Here is an 18,133-nt window from a genome sequence, read left to right as displayed (position 1 = left end):
ATGACATCCCTTTTCGCGATATGGCAGCAATCGCACAGAACGTTCAAAAGTCCTCTTTGGTGGTCAAGCCTTATTTCCTTAGCAATTTCAATTATCCTTAGTATGCTCTTAATTTATTTGACTGTAAGTCATCATTGGTTCAATTTGATTCCTAGTATCAGTTAACCATCCTAGTGAAATAAGTTCCAAGAACCTTTGGGGCCGAACAGTTTATAAGTATATGGCATATACTGATCATTCTGTCCAATGATTGATCGAATCAGACTCGGAATGTCCGACCTGGTTACCAGCCTTGCCCACTTTACATATGATCCTTTGTGCAAGACCACAGCGTAATTCATCCCTTTTCCGGAATCGCCCCTACTTGAAATTTCAGCCATTCACCGTCACCAAATGGATTTGTTACTACACGATCATTAACAGGTTGTGGAACGTTCATCCACTTTTGGTGTTTTTTTCCATCTGACTCTGTTATTGTTAATTTTTCCCGTTTAGTTAGCGTTTTCTCCGGTAACAATGCATATCCATATGTTGTTTTCAAAAATGGATTAAACCGGTCGATCATTTCATTTTGACTATGACGACCCCAGCTTAATACACCGAGAAACACTAGAAGTAGCAAAAGCAAGATTCCAATACTGATCAACCATTTCCGGTAACGTTGTTTCAGCCTGACATCCTTACTTATCGTATCAACCATTTTTGAATCAGATCCCTTCAATAATTTATCAAGCGAAAGGTCCAAAAAGTCACTCATTTCAACTAAAATATCCAAATTAGGATACGTTGCATTGTTCTCCCAACGTGAAACCGTTTGTCTGGTAACATGTAATTTTGTGCTAATTGTGCCTGAGTTAAATTTAATTGTTTGCGTCGTATTTGAAGCTGCTCTCCAAAATCCATTTAATTCTCCTTTCGTCTATACACTTAAATTTAATGTGGGAATATCCTTTTGTCGAGCAACCGTCCTGTTACATCAACTAAATTCACGTCTCTTTTTCTTGATTATCATCAACTATAACGTGTAATAGTTGAGTTTTTAATTATTTTTCTTAACTAAATATCCAATAAGATCTAGTCACTATTCAAAAAAGGAACAGAGCGTTTTATTTGTTAAAGCGCTCCGTTCCTTATTTAATAAATGCTTTCTTCGCTGTTTCATGTGAAACACCTAGAGTTAAAGCAACTGATTGTCACGTTCACTCATCCTTTTGATCATATTTAACAATTTCCAACTTACTATTCCGAAACGTCGCCATATACACATCTTTAATGTTATCAATCCCATGTTGCTTCAATTCAGTATCCAACCAAGACTGATCCTTATCCATAATATCAAGTACATCCGGATCAACCTGACCGTCAATAATCACAGGATATCGAATGCTTCCCGCCCCAAATCTTAGGACCGTGACAGAGCCGTTTTGTTCCACAATTGCCCGTTTAACCTCAGCGATATCATATACACCAGCGGTCCTTAATTTAAAGTCGACTTCTTTTGCTGACAGATTTGCCCTCAAACAATTTTCAACAAGTAATTTCCCATTTCTCACAATTGTAATCGGATCACCTTCCACAAACTTACCGAACCAGTGAATATGTGTTTTTAAATATCGGGTAACCATGATCAATAATGACCACAGCAACAAAATAACAATAAACTGGGCTATTGTAATTGCCGGGTTGTAAATAACGCCTCCGACAATACCACCTAATACATAGTTCTGAAGCTGATCCATTGCCGAAGTAGGTGCTAAATTCCCTTTTCCAGTCAAATTAATCAGTAGCGTAATAAAAACAAAACCAACTATTAATTTCAACATAACATCAGAATACGTAAACATTATTTTTCCCCCTCAACCTTAACAGCATCTGAATCATGCAGAATTACCTGCTCTAAAACGAATTGAGAACCATCGGTATTATAGTCAACTCGAAAGAATCCTTTGGGTGTTTTCACCAACACATTATCATTTGGTGTTGTTGAATTAACACTGATGGACTGTTTAGATACTCTTAATTGTTTAGCAATTTCTTTAACAACTGTTGTCATTTGGCCCGATTGCTTAATCGAATTTTGAATATTACTAAAATCGTTATATTGCATCCCCAAAATCAACAGTAACAACGTCCCAAAAATGATACTTAAATCCTTATATTTTATATCAAATCGATGCCGCCAATACTGAATCAAAAATAAGAGAAAAGCCAAAACCAGTACACATGTGATCACAATCCGCGCATACTGCCAAGTATTTTGTGATGTATGTAAATAATCATAAGTATAAAAAATCATCTTTGAAAAATCCCCCTAGAAACCTCTTTTAATTTAATTGGCAAAGTTTTCAACCTTTTTACCCATATACTCTGGTGGTTCTACTGCTCCCTGCTTAAGCCAGCTAATTGATAAGTTAATAACTGCACCGGAAAAGTAGTCACCCCAATAAGAATCAGTCGTTCGATCAGTCAATGGAATCAGTTTATTTTTAAGTAGATATACCAAAACGGTATGAAATGTTTTAATTAAAACTTGTTCTTTACCGGCAGAAATTAAGATTAACTGATCCCTCTGATCATCCAAAACAAGCTGAAAATAATGTGTCATTAACGTTTGCAGCGTTAATCTCGATCCATCCGGAAGCTGACGTAAGTAGCTAATGATTCGCAACATTTCATATTGGCTAACAATATCCTCCAGTGTCACAAAATTTTTGTAGTAATACGCTCTGGACACGCCTGCTCGTTTTGCGAGTTCCGTAATTGAAATTTCCTCGAATGACTGATCTTTTAGCAAGCCCATTAAAGCTTTAAAGATATCGGTCAATTTCTGGTCCTTTAACTCCTTAGGTGACATCGTTTACAAAATCCCTCCTTTTGTCAACAAAAGATTCTTAATTAAGATACCCCATGATAATCTACAAAGCAAGCGATTGAAGGGTAATGAAAACATCTGGGCCCAGGTTATTTGTCGACAATAACCAAGCCCAACATAATTACCCATATTGTTATTTTAAACTAAAAAAGGAGTTTTTATCATGCGTATCAAACAAAAATTAATCATCTTTTCCATGATGATCGGTATCTTCTTATGTATGCTGGATACGACCGTCATGAATATCGCACTGCCTGCAATCCAAAGCGGTCTAAATGTAAATTTGGGAACTTTATCATGGGCTTTAAATATCTATACCATCACATTTGCGGTTTTTACCATCCCGTTTGGGAGAATTGCCGATATTATCGGGAGAAACAAGACATACTTAGTTGGACTAGTGCTTTTTGCACTGGGATCCCTACTATCCGGGTCAGCCAACAGTGCTGAATTCTTAATTATCGGCCGAGGGATTCAAAGCCTGGGCGCAGCAATTATTTTTCCCGCAAGTATGACCATCGGTATTTCAACAGCCGATGTTAAACACCGGACCGGTGTCTTGGCCGCCTTGGGTGTGACTCAAGGATTTGCTTCAGCCTTTGGGCCAACCATCGGTGGTATTGTCACTCAATATTTGGGGTGGCGTTATGTTTTCTTAATTAACTTGCCTTTAATTTTAATTGTCCTCATTCTCTGCTGCGGATTATTGCCACTAAAAAATGAACATCGCTTTAAAGCTCGAATTGATCTTTGGGGCATGCTCTTTTCAATGAGCACATTATTAGCTTTAACTTTAGCCTTGGTTAAGGGTAATGACTGGGGATGGTCCAGCCGCCTTATCATTGGACTATTCACGACAGCTATCGTGTCACTTGCCTGTTTTATTGTCGCTGAACACGTCACTAAAGATCCGATGGTGCCATTAGGCTTATTCAAAAGTCGTCAATTCACCGGTGCTTCCTTAGTTACTATTTTGACAGAAATCTTCTTGGTAGCTGTCTTAGTCATAATGCCCTCCTTCTTCACTAATATCCTCAATAAATCTGAACTAACTGCTGCTTTTATGATCACGCCAACCTCGTTTATGATTTTCATCTTTTCACCAATTGGCGGTATATTAAATGATAAAATTGGGCCACGACTACTTGTTTCCGTGGGGTTCCTTCAAATAATTGCCGGCTATATGATTCTTTCGATTGTTAACCCCGCCCATTATGGCCAAACCATTATCAGTTTACTATTAATCGGTGGTGGCTTTGGAATTATCGCCGGACCACTCGTTGTTTTGGGTGCATCAAACTTTACCGGAAAGCTGCTTTCTGCATCCCAAAGCGTCCTTGGCGTATTTCGTCAAATCGGTACGTTGCTGGCAGTAGCGATATTTGTCTCTGCCCTCACGGCTAACCTGGCTACCGCAAGACATCAGTCCATTATTCAGGCAAACACCAGAATAGAGACAACCCAGCTATCAGCCAAAGCAAAAACGGATGTTGCGATTAATGTTAGAAAAGCCATTTCGGACAATGGAAAAACAACCGATTCAACCAGTAAACAGGGGATTACTCCTGCAAAAACCAATCAACTGATTCAAGCTAATTATCAAAAAACGATTGCAAAAATGCCAAATACCAAACTGATGCCGCAAAAGCAAAAAGCCTTGATTCATGCTAAAATCTCTAAACTTGTTAAAAGAGCAGTTGCGAAACAAAATACTCAAATCAAAGCAGTTGCTAAAGTCATTAGGTCAGATACTAAACAACACATGACGGATGCCTTTACGAAAGGATACAAAATGGCACTTCCTTTTACCATGATTGCCGCACTTTCTGTCTTCTTATTTGAAAGAAAACGGGATTATCTCAAATAGATGATCATTTATCATAGAAAATAAAACGCCATATGAGCATCAACGAATAGTGTTGATCATCATATGGCGTTTTTGACCGATTGCTGCTTTTATTTAACTAATTTTTCCCAAATCATAACTTTCTTTTCTGCTAATGATTTGGGTACATCGATGATTCGCTGATTTGAACTGCCACGAAATTGAAGTGTCAGGTCTTTCTTAGCCAATAAGAAACGCCCATCAACCAAGATATCCAAATAGCTTAGCAATTCCAGCTTGTCATCAGATTCCTTCATTAATTCATCCCATTTATAGCCTGTCCAGGACCAAATATCCTTTGTATGCCCGAATTCTGCTCGAATCCTTTTTGCTAACTTAATGCAGACCTGAGTATTTAAAAAGGGTTCTCCACCAAGTAATGTCAATCCCTGAACATAACTTTCAGACATATCCTTAATGATTTGATTTTCCAATTCCTTAGTATACGGGTGACCATAGTGAAAGTTTTGGGCGACTTTATTATAACAACCGGGACAGTTGAATAGACAGCCGGAAACATACAGGCTGCAGCGAACGCCTTCACCATCCACCATATTAAAGGGCTTGTAACTGGCGATGTACTGATGGCTGCGATCCTTTGCCAACCACTGCTTGGGCTTCGGGTCATTTGGTAACCTAATTTTTCGAGTTTCCGCCATCGTTCATATCACCTAACCTCATATTTTTAACTCGGGATGCAATTTCTTCGTGTCGGCCGTGCACCATTGGTCGAATTTGCGGATTACCAAGGTAGCCACAGGTTCTCTTAACAACATCACAGGTCTTGGGATCACGATTTCCGCATTCCGGACATTCAAATCCCTTGGCGGTTGGTTTAAAATCACCATCAAATCCACATTTATAGCAGTGGTCAATTGACGTATTGGTTCCAAGGTAGCCAACATGATCGTATGCCCAATCCCAAACGGCCTCCAAAGCAGCCGGATTCTGTTTCAAATTAGGGTATTCACAGTAATGGATAAAACCACCGGCCGCATATTTTGGATAAGCCTCTTCAAAAGCCAACTTTTCAAACGGTGTTGGATTCTTTCGTACATCATAATGAAAACTATTTGTGTAGTACTCTTTAGATGTAATGTCATTGATCTTCCCAAATTTTTTAGTGTCCAGCTCACAGAAGGTATCTGTCAATGATTCAGCCGGTGTTGAATAGACGCTGAAATGATAGTCGTATTGATCTTCCCACTTTGCACAATAATCATGTAGGCATTTTACAATCGATACGGTAAACTTGTGGGCTGTTTGATTATGTTCCCAATCCGGTCCATAAAATTCAGTTCCGACTTCGTATAATCCAATGTAACCCAATGACACCGTAGCCCGCCGATGCGTGAATAACTCATCCACGGAATCCGTATCTTTTAACCGTTTACCAAAGGCACCGTACTGATACAAAATGGGCGCATTTTTGGGCTTTGCCTGCTTACAACGATCAACTTTATTAAGAAGAGCCTTTTTAGCAATTTCCAATCGGTCTTGCAGGATTTCCCAGAAAACAGCTTTATCCCCATGGGATTCAATCGCAATTCTTGGTAAATTGATTGTGACAACGCCTAAATTCATTCGGCCACTGTTAACTTCTTTTCCGTTCTCATCATGCCATCCCTGCAAAAAGCTTCGACAGCCCATCGGCGCTTTAAAACTACCTGTTAATTCAATAATCTTGTCATACATCAAGATATCCGGATACATCCGTTTGGTGGCACATTCAATGGCGAGTTGCTTTATATCATAATTGGGATCATCGGGTTTGAGGTTCAATCCTTTTTTTAGGGTATAAATCAATTTCGGAAAAATAGCTGTCCGATGCTGCTTCCCCAGCCCTTTAATCCGGACTTTCAAAATAGCACTTTGAATTTCGCGTTCAATCCATGATCTTCCAAGACCAAATCCAACCGTTGTGAACGGCGTCTGACCATTCGATGAGAATAATGTATTGATTTCATATTCCAGTGCCTGCATAGCATCATAAATATCTTTTTTAGTTTTTTCTTTTGCAAAAGCCTCCTGCTTATCAGGGGCAATCCAGTGTTTGGCATCTGCCAGATGTTTTTCAAAATTCAATTTAGCAAATGGTGCCAGCAGCTCATCTGTCCTGTCTGCTGAGCAGCCACCATATTGACTGGAAGCAACGTTCGCAATAATTTGAGACATTTGCGCGGTTGCTGTCTGAATCGACTTAGGTGGCTCGACATCGGCATTTCCGATTTTAAATCCGTTGTTCAGCATGCCTTTAAAATCAATCAAACAACAATTAGTCATTTCAGTCATCGGTGAGTAATCCAGATCGTGATAATGGATATCCCCTCGCAAATGCGCCTTACCAACAGTTTCAGGCATCATCGTGAGACCAAGAGATTTACCGACCATTCCGGCAGTCAAGTCTCGCCTGGTGCTGAACACATTACTGTCCTTGTTTGCGTTTTCGTGAACAACAGTGTCACTTTTATCAAACAACTGGTTAAGCTTGGTTGAAGGATTAATCGCTGCCTGCCACTTGGCTTCATCTTTTAAGCGATATTGGTCATAACTGGCAACCAAATCACCACGGTCCATTTCTGAAAGAACTGCTTTAAAACTATCTCTGATATCCTTTGACGTCAGTTCTTCTTCGAAGGATGAAAGTCGTTCAAAAATTTGCTGTTTTAATTTTTCCTGCACATCCGTCTCATCGGTAAGTGCTTCAATGACCAAATTAATTTTATACGGGTAAAAAGAACACTTTTCCCCGTCAGCCTTGATCACAGTTAGACTGCGAAGTTTAGTATCGTTTTGATTTGTTGCTTCAGTCTTAATGTAATCCATAGAATCCCTTCCTTTGGGTAAACTCGAAAATATAGTTAACATTGTTTAGTATAGCTGAAAATTATTTGAAAAAAAGACTTTAAAGCACAATATATATGTGTTATGTATTACCAATACACTACATGCTGTGCCATAAAATTGCCAACAATTTCATAATAAAACCGTCAGACACATCTCAAGGACATGTCTGACGGTTTAAATGCTCAATTAATTATTAATTTTTATCGGCCAATTTCTTTGACTAAACGTTTCGACGCTTAAAGACAGAGTAGCTTATTCCCAAAAAGATCACCATATAAACCAGACTGCCAATGAGCAATTCATTTGTTGATAAAAGCGTCATGTGTTTTAGACTTGGGCTAATAACCTGATTAGGATAATTCATCATGTTTAACGGATTCCACTTTAACCAAGTCCACTTCTTAATAGCTATGATTAACATTGAAGAAACCACATTAATTGCAAAGTAGCCAATAATACCAACTGAAATAGCTGCGGCAGAACTCTTAAACAGATTTGCCAACAGCAAAACCAGACTTAAAACCAACCACAATGCAACAAATCCTGATAAAGACGTGTAAAGAGCCGTAACTAAGATACTATGCTTATTGCCGTATGTTTCGCTGAGCTGAAATGTTCCATTAAAAAGAATCAATTTTAAAATCAACGAATAAACAAATGCCAACGCAATAAAGTAGATTGAGTAAAGAACCATTGCAAGCCATTTGCTAACGAGAATTTCTCCCCGATAATACTTTCGATAAAGCAATTCTTTAATTGTGCCATACTGAAACTCCATCGAAATAATTGAACTGGCAGCAGCAATCATAAATAATACAATCCAGTCAAAACCAGTAAATAAACTGACAAATATTGCCTTGGGGTCAATTGTGTTTGGATGATTCCGACTAATCACAGCAAAGATAGTCATTATCACCAGCAGGATAATTGATGTTGCCCACGTACTTTTTTTATGCACCAATTTAAATATTTCTTGTCTAACTAACGTTACCATATCAGATTAGCCCTCCTTCACTTTGTCATTCTTCAATAAATCAAGCAGTGAAGTCTCAAGATCACTATGAACGTGTTTAACATCCTCGATTTCGATATTATTAGTTGACAATAATTTAATAATATCGGCCATTTTGGTCGTTTCATCCTCAACAACACTAACATGATCAGAATCGATTAACTTGTATCCGTTTTGAGATAGGATATCCTTGGCTTTAGCATCATCAGAGGTCTGAAGAACCATTGATCTCGTGCTGCCGCTTTCCAAAGTCGCCATATCACCACGATAAACGATTTGTCCCTTATCAATGACAATTAAATCATCGATTAATTTTTCCAATTCGCTTAGAATATGACTGGAAATTAAGAACGTCGTTCCTTGTTTGGCTAAATCCAAAATAATCGTTCGTAGATCTTTGTTCGCTTGCGGATCAAGACCGTTCATTGGTTCATCCAAAATAATTAAGGCAGGATGATTCACCAAGGCCAATGCGATTCCCAACTTTTGCTTCATTCCAAGAGAATACGTTTTAGCTTTTCTCTTTATGTACGACCCCATTTTCATCTTATCAACAACGTCCATAATCTGTTGTTTAGAAACGCCGTCATTTGAAAAAAGTTCAAGATGTTGTAGCCCGCTTAAAAATGGATAAATACCCGGATATTCAATTAGCGCACCAACTTTTTCCAAAGCTTGATGACTTGTTTGTGAAACCGGTTGGCCATCAAGCGTAATTTTACCGCTTGGATAATTAAACAGCCCCAAAATTGCCTTCATAATCGTTGACTTTCCGGCACCGTTAGGTCCAACCAACCCAACAATATGTCCCTTTTCAACAGAAAAAGAGACATTTTTTAAGACTTTTTTGGATCCAAAGTTCTTTGTAAGTCCCTCAACATCTAAAATTGTATCTGCCATGTTATCCTCCAATCAAGATCATACTTATACACGCACCTAGATAGTATAATATTGGCTCACCGTGATTGATTATTAGTTAACTTTCTATAATCAATCACGACAAGCTGTGTTGATAGTAACATATCTTCACAAGAATCGCCAATGCCCTTTCGTAATTTGGTTGTAGACAAACTATCCTTGCTCTATTACTCAGAAGGTCTAAAATACATATGTGATATGTTCAAATTCATTATTACCATTCCAAAGTGAGGTAATCATAATTTATGACAAAAGCTTTAATTGTAGCAACAAATGTACCTAAGTTTAATAATGTGAATCGAGCGACAGGCCTTTGGTTACGCGAAGCAACCCATTTTCATAAGGTGATACAGGATAACGAAATCGACATCGACTATGTAAGCCCGACAGGTGGTTATATCCCCCTTGATCCGTTATGCCTTTCAGGTGATAGTATGGACAATATTGATTGGGATTTTTATCTGGATAATCATTTTCGAAATCACTACTTGGCAACCTCATTAAGCCCGAAAGAAGTCACTGCCGAAGATTATCAAGTTATTTATTTTGCAGGCGGCCACGGTGCCATGTGGGACTTCCCTGAAAATAAGAATCTTGCTAAAATTGCACAGCAAATCATCGCAAATAATGGCATTGTATCAGCAAACTGCGTGGGCACTACCGCACTTCTTGCAATGCGCACAAAAGACGGCAAACGCTTTACAGCCGGCAAAAAGTTAACCAGCTTTTCTAATGACGAAGAAGCCTTAAACGGGTTAACCAGCGAAGTAAAGTTTTTACCGGAAGATGAGCTGAAGAAAGCTGGCGCAAACTTTATAAAGGGTGATCCTTTCAAACCAAATGTCGTTATCGACGGAAATTTAATCACCGGTCAAAATCCAAATTCCGCAACTGCTGTTGGCGAAGCCGTTATTAAAGACCTGCTCAAATAACCGGAACCAGGGGGTATTCTTGTGACTATTTGGAATGATCACCACTTCTTTTTATTGATAGGAATAACTGTTGTTGGCTTTATTCTTTGGGGTCTTCTTAAAAGAGTCAGTTATTTTAATCATCAAATTTTATATTATTTTCTAATCATTGTCCTGGCACTTATCGGCCTACTTTCTAATGGACTAGGCGTTTATTTCCTGATCCAACCATTCTATGACTTAGTGATTTCAATCATTATCAGTATCTTGGCAATTATCATTGGTATCTTTTATTTATTCTCGGTTTTTATATTCTCCCAAAGAAAAAAATAAAGTTAACTGGAACCAATCCAGTTAGCGGATAATGCTGCACCTGAAGCGCGACTACGAATTGCTAATGGAAAAACTTCACCAACAAGTACCCAGGTTAACGGTGCCCATGTGAATGAGTAAGCGGCAACGTAGATACTCAGGAAGACAACAATCATCATTGGGCTTGCATTAGGCATTAATAAGTAAATGATCGTTGGCAACAGGAATGAAAGCCCCATTGCAGATCCACCAAGAACAAGCAAGGTTCTTCTGTTGAACTTTTCAGTTATTGCAATGTAAACCAATGAGCCGATAACTAGGATAGTACCTTGAATAATTAGCCACAACAATGCAGAACTGGCGGCTTTACCGATTGCTTTTTCAACAATTAATGAGATGTAGTAGAAGATTGCGTTGGCACCTTGGAATTGCCGGAAGGCAGCAACTCCAATACCGGCAATCGCCAAGTAACGATACTTACCACTGAAAACAGTTGCTCATGAAGTTGACTTTGCAGCCATTTTTTCTTCATTTGCAGTTTGCTTAATTTGATTTAATTCATCAATTTCATCATTGTTTGTTCTAATATAGCTTAAAACACGCCGTGCGTCCTGATTTAACAAGGAAACGTGGTGATTCTGGTAACTTATAAACACCAAAAAATAAAATAATGGCCGGTACTGCAGCGAGCCCTAGCATTAATCGCCATGCCCAATTCTCAGGTAAATCCTTTAGCAGGAAGTCGATCACATAAGATAGAAGCATACCACTCACAATCATCGTCTGATTAAGGCCGGACAAGCTTCCTCGTGCCTTGGCAGGTGCCATTTCCTATAAGCCGGTACCAGTGCCGAAGCAGCTCCAACGGCCAATCCGAGAAATACCCGAACGGCAATTAAATAATACTCACCTTGATGATTTGGAGAAATACCGGAAAGTAATGAACCAATCGTGAAAACAATAGCTGAAAGCAAAATCATCTTTCGACGACCAAGCTTATCCGACAACTGACCGGCGATTGCACCACCAAAAATAGCACCAAGCATAACCGAAGAAGTGATCCATCCAACGATCCGGCTTCATTTTGAAGCCCCCAATCAATCTGTAGGAATGGTAACGCCCCCGTCATCACACCAATATCGTAGCCAAACAAGATTCCACCAAACGAACCAAAGAAATAGATGAACTTGCTTGAGATCTTCTTTTCTGTAGCAGCATTTTCCATTCTCCTTAACATATAAATTCCTTAATTAGCAATCCCAACCCATCTCAAATGGCGAAAGGGGTTACATAACGAATCAAACAAATTGTTAACTATTTTTATAATAGGCTTTCTGAAGCGGATCTTATTATAACAACGTTTACAAATTTGATCATTGCGTCTCTCTTATGCATTTAATAAACTTGTGGCGTTTACACGTTGGTATATTATAACATTTATACGGATAAATCAACCATAAGATATTATTATCTGACAAATATTTTATTTGATATAGAAAAAAAGCTTTCACCTCAACGTTTAAGGCAAAAACTATTTTTTAGTAATATTAGTATAATTTTTAGTGCGTTTTAGTAATCATTAATCGAGTGACTCACTTTAATAATCAAGTAGTCAGATTGATGACCATAGCCGATTCTACTCAGCTGTATGAATACTACCAACAATATCGTCGGACGAAAAATCGTGCTGCATGTATTCCTTATCATTAACAGGCAGGTGTTGTTCAAACGTGTCAAACAGCTGATAGGAAACATCACCCTTATCCAATTGGAAATCCAAGACGTGACCGCCAAATTGATGATCATTGGACAGAAAATGATGATGAAAGCCGGCCACGGCTGCACCATCAAACAGTTCGGGAGAATAATAGCTGATTAAAGTTCCATCAACTTGATCCCTTGTAAAGATACTTTGATGACTGGCCGTTTGAGCAAGTGTGTAAAATGGTGGTTCCGACTTTCTGACAGCTCTGGTTTTAATATTTGAAAAAGTACCGGTAATTTTAACCGAAAAGAAAGTATTTTCCGCTTTACTCAGAGAAACAATTTGTTCATTGAGATCATCTTGGGAAACATTTTCCAACTCGGCCAATGGTGAATAACGTGCGTAATGAATGTTTGCAAAAGGCATCGTAAATGAGTTGGAAACGACATTAACTCTCCCACTGGCATCTATTTGATAAGGTTTGCCATCCAAAATAATCAACTCACCATCGAGTCCCTCACCTGTACCAATTCCGGTATCACCGTGTTTTAAAAGTTCCCCCATCGTCATTGTTCCTTTTAAAAGGCCGGGAACCAGTAATGCCAGCGTTCCATGCTGGTATAAAGTTGTATGTTTCGCCATATTATAACTTCCTTATTCCTAGTTTAAAATATCTTTTAATAACGCAGACTTCAACTTAATGTTATCACTATAATCCACTGGAATGTCAACAATTACCGGTCCCTCTGTCGAAAACGCCTGATCAAGCGTCTTTCCCAACTCAGTTGGATCGGAAACCCGCAATCCGGTAGCGCCAAAACTTTCTGCATATTTCACATAATCTACCGGTCCAAACTCAACCCCTGCATATCGACCATACTTGGCCTCTTCTTGAAACTTGACCATATCATAATAACCGTCGTTCCAGATTAATTGTACAATATTCAGATTTAACCGAACCGCAGTTTCAAGTTCCTGACCGGAAAAAAGAAAACCACCATCACCAGAAACGGAAACCACTTTTTCGTTTGGACGAACAAGTTTTGCGGCAATTGCCCAGGGAAGTGAAACACCCAGCGTTTGCATACCGTTACTAAATAGTAAATGACGTGGGCGATAACTCCTAAAATGGCGCGCCATCCAAATATAGTGACTGCCAACATCAACCGTAACCGTTGTTGCATCATCAACTCGTTGTTGCAATTCATTAATAATCGAAAGTGGATGGACCGTGCCGGGTTTTGCTTCCGTTTCAACCAACTTCTCATCTTCGAATTCTTCCTTTAACGTGTTTAAATGTGCAACTGATTGATCTGAGAGTCGATAATCATCAGGAATCTTATTTGTTAAAGCCGTAATCGTTTCTGCAATATCTGCTTCAATGACCATGTCGGGTTGATAATCATTACTTAATTCCGGTGCTACACTGTCTAAATTAATAACGGCATCATTATGCTCAATATTCCAGTTTCTGGCCTCATATTCCACAGGGTCATAGCCAATCGCCAAAACCAGATCGCTCTGCTTTAATAATGTATCGCCAATTTGATTTCTAAACAAACCAACCCGACCGAAGAAATCCTTTTCAAATTCATGGGAAATAATCCCGGCTCCCTGATAGGTTTCAACCACTGGCAGTGAGACCTTTGCCAATAATTGATGCAAGGCCGTTGTTACTTCTTCGGAAGAGGCTCTCATGCCAGCTAAAATAACCGGTAACTTTGCAGCTTTTAGCAACGTGACAATTTTATCCAGTGTTTTTTCAGATGCCTGACTGGCTTGCGGCGTTGTTAAAGTCTTAATGACCGGCCGATCAACATCATCGCTTAAAACATCTGCAGGTAAAGAAATAAAAGCAGCGCCCGCTTTTGGAGAAACAGCAGCTGTATAAGCATTCATGAATGCCTCAGATAAATTATTAGCATCCTGAACCTCAACGCTGCTTTTTGCTGCAAAACTCATCAGTTCTTTACTGGGAATGCTTTGATGTGTCAATCTGGAAAGATCATCCCGGGGCACTTGACCGCCAAGCCCAATAACCGGATCCCCCTCAGCAGTAGCCGTCATTAAAGCAGTCGTTAAGTTGGAAACACCGGGGCCGGAGGTTGTTGCGACAACTCCCGGTTTACCAGTAAGACGGCCAATACCTGCCGCGATGAATGCAGCATTCTGTTCGTGCCGGGCAACCACTAACTTTGGTGCATTTGGATCATCACTATATTGTAAATCTTCAAATAACTGGTCGACTTTTGCACCAGGAATACCAAAAACATACTTGATTCCTTGATTGATCATTGATTGAATTAAAGCTTGAGAACCACGTTTTTTAGTAGCCATAGCTTGACACCTCTTCATTTTTCTATGTTGACAATTCAACTTACTTTCAAAGGTTAATGCCCTTACGTTGAATTGTCAACTAAAAAATGCTAAAGTTTCACTTTGAATAGATCATTTTGTTTGAAAGGATAAAAACATTGAAAGATATCGGTTACCTTGCACAAGACATTTCAATACTCCATCGACAGTATTATAAAGATACCGGTGAATTATTTAAAAAACATCAGTTGAATCCGACGGCGGCTTGTATTCTACTAACAATTAAAGACAACCAGTACATTAACCAAAATCAAGTCGCAAAATCTTTAGTCATCGATAAAGGGCTTGCAGCTCGCGAAATAAAAAAAATGCAGAATTTAGGTTATCTTACAAAAACAGCTGGTGTTGGTAAATCAATCATTTTAAACTTGACGGATACTGGGCAAAAAATTGTACCCGTTATTCAAAATATCCGTAAACAATGGTGGGAAACCCGGTTTAGTGAAACAGGAATCAAGCCTGACAGCCCACTCATTTCTGCCATAGAAAAAGTCGTTAATTCAATTGTAAGTGAAAGTTTAGAGTGATCGTTTTGCCCTACACAACACTATTATTTGATATAGACGATACCATTTTGGATTTTCAGGCATCTGAAAAACGGGCTTTAGAAAAACTGTTCATGCACCTGAACAGACCATTAACATCAGAGATTGCTGATTATTACCGTCAATTAAACGCGACTCTTTGGCAACATTACGAAAAGGGTAACGTAACTAGAAATCAGTTATTAAACAACCGTTTTACACTGCTTTTTCGACATTTTGGTGAAGATATCGACGGTGCATCAATCGAAAAGCAATACCGAAGTTTCCTAGCCGAAGGGCATGATCAAATTCTCGGAGCAAATACTTACGGACTGGATTCTGTGTGGTTCAATCCGGCACATCTTCATAATTCAACACCTGCTGAACCCACCTTTGAAATTGATTCACTGACGACACTGAAAACAATTGTGAATTAACTTAATCCCCTTTAATACCTAATTTAAATACGATATGACCGCCAATCAGACACGTTGCCTGATTGGCGGTTTTTTAACTTGTGGTCAAAATAAATAACAATAATATTTGCACACAAGATTTCATTAAATTATAATATGAGAACAATGAGATTTTCACAAGCTTTATGCTAATAACGATTTTTAATTCAAATTTATTGATTATGATATAGCATTGAAATCATTGATAACGCTATCATGACGTTACATTACCATTAAGGGAGTTGATTTTTTATGCAGGAATTAAACCAAAGGCGAATCACAAGCAATATTATAAAAGGGTCACTTGGTAATATGGTCGAATGGTTCGATTGGTATATCTATGCATCATTTGCAATTTATTTCGCTGGTTCATTCTTTCCTGATGGTAATCAGACTGTCGAGCTCCTAAGCACCGCGGCCGTCTTTGCGGTTGGTTTTTTAATGCGACCATTTGGAAGCTTTATTATGGGAAAATACGCCGATCAACGCGGTAGAAGAGCCGCTTTGACCTTATCCGTCAGTATCATGGCCGGTGGTTCGTTACTAATTGCATTGATCCCAACCTATGCCACCATTGGCATTTTCTCTCCGTTATTATTAATCGTGATTCGTATGGTTCAAGGGTTGTCACTTGGCGGTGAATACGGTATTTCGGCAACTTACCTTTCCGAAATGGCAACATCCAATCGACGCGGCTACTATGCTTCATTTCAATATGTCACGCTGATTAGTGGGCAATTACTGGCCTTGATTATTCAAATCGGTCTTCAAGCCATTCTAACGGATTCTCAACTCCGAAGCTTTGGTTGGCGAATACCATTTGGACTTGGTGCTGTTGGTGCCTTGATTGTGCTCTATCTTCGATTGTCAATGGATGAGACAAACCAATTCAAACGTGCTGAAAAAACAAATACCACCCGTGGTACGCTTCGTAAATTGGCAAAGTATCCCGGCCAGGTTTTAACCGTAATGGGACTTACCTTTGGCGGCACAATTGCCTTTTACACTTATACAACCTACATGCAAAAATACATGATCAACACGTTAGGGCTACCAACGAAATCTGTTACCCTGATCAACTTTTTGGCACTACTGATTTTTATGGGGCTGCAACCATTATTTGGTCATATTTCAGACAAGATAGGCCGCAAACCATTACTTTACTGGTTTGGGATTGGTGGAACCCTGCTCACAGTTCCAATCTTTCTGGGGCTTCAATACTTTGACAATGAATTCAGTGCTTTTCTGCTCATGATGGCCGGGTTATTAATCGTAAGCGGCTATACCTCAATTAACGCCGTTGTTAAAGCAGAACTTTTTCCGACTGAAATCCGTGCGTTGGGTGTTGGCTTCCCTTATGGATTAACAGTCGCAATTTTTGGTGGAACCGTTGAATACGTTGCCCTCTGGTTAAAAAATATCAGCCATGAAAATTGGTTCTTTTACTACTTCTCGGCGGCAGCTTTTGTCAGCCTATTGGTCTATGTTCGAATGTTGGAAACTTCAAAGCATTCAACTTTGAATGAACCAACTAAACAACCGGCAGAAACCAGCAATGACTCTGAACACATTACTGATTAATTCTAACGCTATAAACCGGCACTAGCGGCATTGATCATAAGCGATTTAAAATTGGTAATCACTTCACTTGCATAACACTTCCAATAATAGATAAACTAGGTATGTAAACGGATTTATTATTGACTTACTTTTATAGGAGGTTTTTATCTATGGCAAGCAATTACGATTTTCCAAAGACCCGTGAACAACTCAATCAATTGGTAGCTGATTTAAGTCAGTTACAAACCAATATTCAGCAAACCCATTGGTATATGCGTGGCGAAAATTTCTTCAGGTTACATCCTTTAATGGACGATTATAATGATCAGTTAGCTGACCAATTGGACAATATCGCTGAAAGATTAATTGCAATTAACGGATCACCCTATTCAACCACCCATGAATTTATTGAACACACCGGCCTTCCTGACGAGAAAGTCACTTGGGATCAATTAACGATGCGTGACTTTATGCAACGACTATCAGATCAGTTTAAGTACCTGCGTGATCAGTATCAAAAGGGAATCGAAATAACTGACATTGAAAAAGACTTTCCAACTCAAGATATGTTAAATGGGTTTAAAGAAGCGATTGATAAAAATATTTGGATGATTAATGCTTATTTGGGCAAGGGGCCTTACGATGAATAAATTCCGTTTCGAATGATCATAATTAGCAGAAACTATTAATAATTTTGGCTATTAATATCAATTTGGCTTACAATTTAGAGAGACTGGCATTTTCAAATGTGGTCTC

General features: G+C 38.9%; 17 protein-coding genes and 2 pseudogenes. 7 read left to right on the top strand and 12 right to left on the bottom strand.

Annotated elements, in window-relative coordinates; translation table 11 throughout:
- Nucleotides 1–337 precede the first annotated feature (337 nt).
- The 5 genes and pseudogenes from HMPREF0519_RS14215 to HMPREF0519_RS01580 all read right to left on the bottom strand — a co-directional run bounded on the left by HMPREF0519_RS14215 (nt 338) and on the right by HMPREF0519_RS01580 (nt 2,854).
- Nucleotides 338–757, bottom strand: a complete 420-nt coding sequence (locus tag HMPREF0519_RS14215; protein WP_233419302.1) for a hypothetical protein — start codon at nt 755–757, stop codon at nt 338–340.
- Between the two features lie 21 nt (nt 758–778).
- Nucleotides 779–844 (bottom strand): annotated as a pseudogene (locus tag HMPREF0519_RS14210) (XRE family transcriptional regulator); the annotation flags it as partial.
- Between the two features lie 355 nt (nt 845–1,199).
- On the bottom strand, nt 1,200–1,844 hold the full coding sequence (locus tag HMPREF0519_RS01590; RefSeq protein ID WP_003634062.1) for a DUF421 domain-containing protein: 645 nt from the start codon (nt 1,842–1,844) through the stop codon (nt 1,200–1,202).
- Nucleotides 1,844–2,296 carry a DUF3290 domain-containing protein gene (locus HMPREF0519_RS01585; RefSeq protein WP_003556792.1) on the bottom strand — a complete coding sequence of 151 codons (453 nt, stop codon included), beginning with the start codon at nt 2,294–2,296 and terminating at the stop codon, nt 1,844–1,846. Before HMPREF0519_RS01585 ends, HMPREF0519_RS01590 begins: the two co-directional genes overlap by 1 nt.
- Before the next feature lie 33 nt (nt 2,297–2,329).
- A complete protein-coding gene (locus HMPREF0519_RS01580; RefSeq protein WP_003556790.1) occupies nt 2,330–2,854 on the bottom strand; it encodes a TetR/AcrR family transcriptional regulator in 525 nt (174 codons plus the stop codon).
- Between the two features lie 181 nt (nt 2,855–3,035).
- On the opposite strand from HMPREF0519_RS01580, the gene HMPREF0519_RS01575 reads away from it, so the two are divergent.
- Nucleotides 3,036–4,739: an MFS transporter gene (locus tag HMPREF0519_RS01575; RefSeq protein WP_003634059.1), complete on the top strand. Its 1,704-nt coding sequence runs from the start codon at nt 3,036–3,038 to the stop codon at nt 4,737–4,739.
- Nucleotides 4,740–4,828: 89 nt separating this feature from the next.
- Here the strand turns inward: HMPREF0519_RS01575 and nrdG are convergent, their stop codons facing one another.
- The 4 genes from nrdG to HMPREF0519_RS01555 all read right to left on the bottom strand — a co-directional run bounded on the left by nrdG (nt 4,829) and on the right by HMPREF0519_RS01555 (nt 9,516).
- Nucleotides 4,829–5,416, bottom strand: a complete 588-nt coding sequence (gene nrdG, locus HMPREF0519_RS01570) for an anaerobic ribonucleoside-triphosphate reductase activating protein (RefSeq protein WP_003556786.1) — start codon at nt 5,414–5,416, stop codon at nt 4,829–4,831.
- Complete coding sequence (nrdD, locus tag HMPREF0519_RS01565) at nt 5,394–7,583, bottom strand: anaerobic ribonucleoside-triphosphate reductase (RefSeq protein WP_003634057.1); 2,190 nt, start codon at nt 7,581–7,583, stop codon at nt 5,394–5,396. Before nrdD ends, nrdG begins: the two co-directional genes overlap by 23 nt.
- 241 nt (nt 7,584–7,824) lie before the next feature.
- Nucleotides 7,825–8,598 carry a DUF2705 family protein gene (locus HMPREF0519_RS01560; RefSeq protein ID WP_003634055.1) on the bottom strand — a complete coding sequence of 258 codons (774 nt, stop codon included), beginning with the start codon at nt 8,596–8,598 and terminating at the stop codon, nt 7,825–7,827.
- A gap of 6 nt (nt 8,599–8,604) precedes the next feature.
- On the bottom strand, nt 8,605–9,516 hold the full coding sequence (locus HMPREF0519_RS01555) for an ABC transporter ATP-binding protein (RefSeq protein ID WP_003551181.1): 912 nt from the start codon (nt 9,514–9,516) through the stop codon (nt 8,605–8,607).
- 263 nt (nt 9,517–9,779) lie between these two features.
- Between HMPREF0519_RS01555 and HMPREF0519_RS01550 the strand changes: the two genes are divergently transcribed.
- Both HMPREF0519_RS01550 and HMPREF0519_RS01545 read left to right on the top strand, forming a co-directional pair.
- Nucleotides 9,780–10,466: a type 1 glutamine amidotransferase domain-containing protein gene (locus tag HMPREF0519_RS01550; RefSeq protein WP_003634053.1), complete on the top strand. Its 687-nt coding sequence runs from the start codon at nt 9,780–9,782 to the stop codon at nt 10,464–10,466.
- Between the two features lie 21 nt (nt 10,467–10,487).
- Nucleotides 10,488–10,778 (top strand): hypothetical protein, encoded by a 291-nt coding sequence (locus HMPREF0519_RS01545; protein WP_003634052.1) that lies wholly within the window; start codon nt 10,488–10,490, stop codon nt 10,776–10,778.
- An 8-nt stretch (nt 10,779–10,786) separates the two neighbouring features.
- On the opposite strand, the pseudogene HMPREF0519_RS14205 reads toward HMPREF0519_RS01545, so the two are convergent.
- The 3 genes and pseudogenes from HMPREF0519_RS14205 to alsS all read right to left on the bottom strand — a co-directional run.
- Nucleotides 10,787–11,982, bottom strand: a pseudogene (locus HMPREF0519_RS14205) (sugar porter family MFS transporter); the annotation flags it as partial.
- 411 nt (nt 11,983–12,393) lie between these two features.
- Nucleotides 12,394–13,104: an acetolactate decarboxylase gene (budA, locus tag HMPREF0519_RS01530; protein WP_003634048.1), complete on the bottom strand. Its 711-nt coding sequence runs from the start codon at nt 13,102–13,104 to the stop codon at nt 12,394–12,396.
- Nucleotides 13,105–13,122: 18 nt separating this feature from the next.
- Entirely contained in the window at nt 13,123–14,799 is a 1,677-nt protein-coding gene (alsS, locus tag HMPREF0519_RS01525) for an acetolactate synthase AlsS (protein WP_190870478.1), read from the bottom strand.
- 116 nt (nt 14,800–14,915) lie between these two features.
- Between alsS and HMPREF0519_RS01520 the strand changes: the two genes are divergently transcribed.
- The 4 genes from HMPREF0519_RS01520 (at nt 14,916) to HMPREF0519_RS01505 (ending at nt 18,027) form a co-directional block, all read left to right on the top strand.
- Nucleotides 14,916–15,365, top strand: coding sequence for a MarR family winged helix-turn-helix transcriptional regulator (locus tag HMPREF0519_RS01520; RefSeq protein ID WP_003634044.1), 450 nt, complete (start codon nt 14,916–14,918; stop codon nt 15,363–15,365).
- The gene (locus HMPREF0519_RS01515; RefSeq protein ID WP_003634042.1) at nt 15,362–15,799 is read left to right on the top strand and encodes a YjjG family noncanonical pyrimidine nucleotidase; all 438 of its coding nucleotides are present in this window, start codon (nt 15,362–15,364) and stop codon (nt 15,797–15,799) included. The genes HMPREF0519_RS01520 and HMPREF0519_RS01515 overlap by 4 nt, the downstream gene beginning before the upstream one ends.
- Nucleotides 15,800–16,069: 270 nt before the next feature.
- Nucleotides 16,070–17,398: an MFS transporter gene (locus HMPREF0519_RS01510; RefSeq protein WP_003634040.1), complete on the top strand. Its 1,329-nt coding sequence runs from the start codon at nt 16,070–16,072 to the stop codon at nt 17,396–17,398.
- A gap of 149 nt (nt 17,399–17,547) precedes the next feature.
- Nucleotides 17,548–18,027 carry a Dps family protein gene (locus HMPREF0519_RS01505; protein WP_003551156.1) on the top strand — a complete coding sequence of 160 codons (480 nt, stop codon included), beginning with the start codon at nt 17,548–17,550 and terminating at the stop codon, nt 18,025–18,027.
- Nucleotides 18,028–18,133: the final 106 nt, after the last annotated feature.

The sequence above is a fragment of the Lentilactobacillus hilgardii DSM 20176 = ATCC 8290 genome (genome assembly GCF_000159315.1).
Classification (GTDB): Bacteria; Bacillota; Bacilli; order Lactobacillales; family Lactobacillaceae; genus Lentilactobacillus; species Lentilactobacillus hilgardii.
This window is presented reverse-complemented; position numbering and strand designations above follow the sequence as displayed.

What these genes read in the sequence shown, in the direction of transcription:
- HMPREF0519_RS01555 (WP_003551181.1), bottom strand. Translation starts at nt 9,516, where the DNA reads ATGGCAGATACAATTTTAGATGTTGAGGGACTTACAAAGAACTTTGGA.
- budA (WP_003634048.1), bottom strand. Translation starts at nt 13,104, where the DNA reads ATGGCGAAACATACAACTTTATACCAGCATGGAACGCTGGCATTACTG.
- nrdG (WP_003556786.1), bottom strand. Translation starts at nt 5,416, where the DNA reads ATGGCGGAAACTCGAAAAATTAGGTTACCAAATGACCCGAAGCCCAAG.
- HMPREF0519_RS01590 (WP_003634062.1), bottom strand. Translation starts at nt 1,844, where the DNA reads ATGTTTACGTATTCTGATGTTATGTTGAAATTAATAGTTGGTTTTGTT.
- nrdD (WP_003634057.1), bottom strand. Translation starts at nt 7,583, where the DNA reads ATGGATTACATTAAGACTGAAGCAACAAATCAAAACGATACTAAACTT.
- HMPREF0519_RS01510 (WP_003634040.1), top strand. Translation starts at nt 16,070, where the DNA reads ATGCAGGAATTAAACCAAAGGCGAATCACAAGCAATATTATAAAAGGG.
- HMPREF0519_RS01585 (WP_003556792.1), bottom strand. Translation starts at nt 2,296, where the DNA reads ATGATTTTTTATACTTATGATTATTTACATACATCACAAAATACTTGG.
- HMPREF0519_RS01505 (WP_003551156.1), top strand. Translation starts at nt 17,548, where the DNA reads ATGGCAAGCAATTACGATTTTCCAAAGACCCGTGAACAACTCAATCAA.
- alsS (WP_190870478.1), bottom strand. Translation starts at nt 14,799, where the DNA reads ATGGCTACTAAAAAACGTGGTTCTCAAGCTTTAATTCAATCAATGATC.
- HMPREF0519_RS01580 (WP_003556790.1), bottom strand. Translation starts at nt 2,854, where the DNA reads ATGTCACCTAAGGAGTTAAAGGACCAGAAATTGACCGATATCTTTAAA.
- HMPREF0519_RS01575 (WP_003634059.1), top strand. Translation starts at nt 3,036, where the DNA reads ATGCGTATCAAACAAAAATTAATCATCTTTTCCATGATGATCGGTATC.
- HMPREF0519_RS14215 (WP_233419302.1), bottom strand. Translation starts at nt 757, where the DNA reads ATGAGTGACTTTTTGGACCTTTCGCTTGATAAATTATTGAAGGGATCT.
- HMPREF0519_RS01560 (WP_003634055.1), bottom strand. Translation starts at nt 8,598, where the DNA reads ATGGTAACGTTAGTTAGACAAGAAATATTTAAATTGGTGCATAAAAAA.
- HMPREF0519_RS01550 (WP_003634053.1), top strand. Translation starts at nt 9,780, where the DNA reads ATGACAAAAGCTTTAATTGTAGCAACAAATGTACCTAAGTTTAATAAT.